Origin of the sequence: Fulvivirga aurantia (assembly GCF_009711475.1) — a bacterium.
In the GTDB taxonomy this organism is placed as follows: domain Bacteria; phylum Bacteroidota; class Bacteroidia; order Cytophagales; family Cyclobacteriaceae; genus Fulvivirga; species Fulvivirga aurantia.
In genome coordinates, this window is the sequence record NZ_SMMD01000448.1 from 1 (window position 1) to 2,822 (window position 2,822).

The window sequence follows — 2,822 nt, forward strand, 5'->3', positions numbered from 1 at the left end:
TTTAAAGTGCTTAAATACGTTCATTTTTGTCGAGATAATTATTATAAAAATAAACCTGTAAGTGAGGTGGCTCAGCAACTTTATTATCAACTAACGTCCACCTCTGAGAATTACGAAGCCAAAGCTTTGCTTATGGCCTATAGAAGGCTAGATCGAGGTTTCTAAAACCCCTCCAGCCTATACCGATTGCCTTGTTTGGCTATCAGTGGAGCACCTATTTTCTGTTTGATATTGTTTATATACGTATCAATTGACTTTGCAAAAAGATAAACTTCAGACCCCCAGATGTTGTGTAAAATACTGTCATGTGGGATAGACTTTCTTGGGTTTTGAGCCATAAAATAGAGTAGTTCAAACTCATGCTTTGGCAAAACCACCTCTTTGCCTCGATAGTAAACAAGGTTCTTTGTTCTGTCTACATGCAGATCCCCAATATCGATATGCTTAATACACTTCCTGATCACCAGGTTTTTCTTCAATACGGTGCTTACCTTATGAGTAAGTGCTCGCAAACCCGTGATCTTCTCAATATAGTCATCACCTCCCTGCTCCAGAGCCTCTGACTGTAAATACTTTTCGCTTTTTGCCGTGAGGAAAAATATGTAAGTACTCTTAAATTCCTCAAGGTTTCTTAATTGACTGCACACCTCAATACCATTTACTTTGGGCATCATGATATCTAGTATGATCAGGTCAGGCTGAAATGAATGTGCGGTTGCCACGGCTTGCTGGCTATCTCGCTCGCCCATCACAGTATAACCTTCTCTCTCGAGGTTGTATTTGAGCAAGTCTAAAATGTCCTTGTCATCGTCTACTAGTAAAACTTTATGCGGCATTAGTTTAGCTGTTCAGCAATTATCGTATCTATAATCGATTCCGTCTCATCCGGGTAGTCGATTTGTAAAGGAGCACCTCGCTCCACCCATTTATTGATCTCTGTTACAGCAGCTGCATTTATTCGGTTGATCACGGGTATACCCATTTGTTCGAGCGCAGCCGCATTGCAATATTGTTCGTATTGATTTTTCATAGGAATGACCATCAGTTTCTTACCCAGATACAATGCCTCTGAAGGCGTCTCGAAACCTGCCCCACATAGTACACCCGCACTTGTAGTTATGCTTTCTGCAAAAGCAGCACTGTTTATCGGGCGTATGCTTATGTTTTTATGGTCGTAAGAGCGTTTTGTGTGTTTAGAAAAAACTTCCCATTTCACGTTTATTCCGTGTAGTGCTCCAATCAATGCCTCATCGTCATAAGCGGGCAAATAAACTGTGTAGTGACCGAAGTTTTTAGGCTCTTTACTTCTGATCTCTTTTTTTACTATAGGGGTAAATATGTTGTTGTCAAAAGATGAAAAATGAAACCCATAATGCTTCGTAGCCGGAGCATATTTGTTGATAATCATCTTCCCAAAAGGATCTTTATGCGTAGGCTTCGGAGACTTTTTTGATAGTAAAGCACTTTGATGGCTAAGTGCTACACATGGCTTACGTTTTATCTTTGCAGACCAGGCTGTAACCGGCTCAAAGTCATTGATGATGAGGTCGTATTTCTCTATCGGAAAATCCTTAATCTCTCTATAAAGCCGTTTAGAAGCATTCTTTAATATAGTTTGGGAAATATCGACCCCTCCTTTTTTGCCAAAGTAAAAACCTAAACCTTTAGACTTGTATTTAATTTCTTTATCAAGATTAATGTCTACCTGAGCCCCGCTCACCATATAGTCAACCTTTCCATGCTTTTCTAAAATAGGTCCTACTTCGACTGCACGGCTCATATGCCCATTACCCGTCCCCTGTATTGCGTATAATATATTCATATTCTATTTCATTATGATTTTACCCTGGTGGTTAAAAACTCACTCACCATATCTGAGAAAATTTCATCATTGCTGAGGATGATGTTATTCTTCTTATTCACTTTAATAGATTGGGCCACCAGATCATCCGCAAAATTGTATATGCTCCATGACCCATTATTGTATTCCAATGAAGTCAGATTTTCTATCCAATCGCCAGAGTTGAGGTAGACGACCTTTCCTTTATCAGTGGCTATCTTTTTCTTTTGAGGGTGATGAATGTGGCCACACACCACATAATCGTAGTTATTATCTATGGCTATATCGGCTGCTATATTTTCAAAATCATTAATGAATTTTACTGCTGATTTTACACTATCTTTTATTCTTTTAGAAAGTGATATTTTACCGCGACCGAGAGTCTTTAACAGAAAATTTACAAATGTATTGAGGAGAATAAGTGTGTCGTAGCCGACTGCCCCCAGTTTGGCAAGCCACTTAGAGTATTGCATCGTAACGTCAAATACATCGCCATGAAACACCCAGGCTTTTTTATTGTCAAGCTCTAAAACCACTTTGTTTTCAATAGAAAATGATCCCAGCTTAAAGCCCACAAATTTTCTCAGCATTTCATCATGATTGCCCGTGACATATACTATCTCCGTACCCTTAGCAAGTAGGCTGGTAATGTGCTTAACTATTAACATATGAGATTTAGGCCAGTAGCGCTTGCTGAATTGCCACATGTCTATGATGTCACCGTTAAGTATAATTTTCTTGGGTTTGATTGATTTTAGGTAGCGGAGAAGGTCTTCTGCCCGGCATCCATATGTGCCGAGGTGTATGTCAGATATTACTACTAGTTCTACAGGTCTTTTTGGCTCTTCCATCAATAAGATTTAAAACGTGTAAGATGTAAAAGGAAGGGCCATCTACTATGTAGTATTTGAAATCCGCATGGCCCTCCTTAATCCCTACAACACAAATGTAGTATTGAACTTTTACCTGCACTTCACGGGCC

General features: G+C 39.4%; 3 protein-coding genes. All 3 read right to left on the reverse strand.

Translation table 11 applies throughout. The features are described 5' to 3' along the window. Positions 1–161: 161 nt before the first annotated feature. From E1176_RS02885 to E1176_RS02895, 3 genes are read right to left on the reverse strand one after another with little or no spacing between them, the layout of a single operon-like run. Positions 162–836: a response regulator transcription factor gene (locus E1176_RS02885; protein ID WP_155209074.1), complete on the reverse strand. Its 675-nt coding sequence runs from the start codon at positions 834–836 to the stop codon at positions 162–164. Continuing rightward, positions 836–1,822 (reverse strand): glycosyltransferase family protein, encoded by a 987-nt coding sequence (locus E1176_RS02890; RefSeq protein WP_155209075.1) that lies wholly within the window; start codon positions 1,820–1,822, stop codon positions 836–838. Before E1176_RS02890 ends, E1176_RS02885 begins: the two co-directional genes overlap by 1 nt. Before the next feature lie 11 nt (positions 1,823–1,833). After that, positions 1,834–2,691, reverse strand: coding sequence for a UDP-2,3-diacylglucosamine diphosphatase (locus tag E1176_RS02895; protein ID WP_155209076.1), 858 nt, complete (start codon positions 2,689–2,691; stop codon positions 1,834–1,836). Positions 2,692–2,822: the final 131 nt, after the last annotated feature.

What these genes read in the sequence shown, in the direction of transcription:
- E1176_RS02890 (WP_155209075.1), bottom strand. Translation starts at nt 1,822, where the DNA reads ATGAATATATTATACGCAATACAGGGGACGGGTAATGGGCATATGAGC.
- E1176_RS02895 (WP_155209076.1), bottom strand. Translation starts at nt 2,691, where the DNA reads ATGGAAGAGCCAAAAAGACCTGTAGAACTAGTAGTAATATCTGACATA.
- E1176_RS02885 (WP_155209074.1), bottom strand. Translation starts at nt 836, where the DNA reads ATGCCGCATAAAGTTTTACTAGTAGACGATGACAAGGACATTTTAGAC.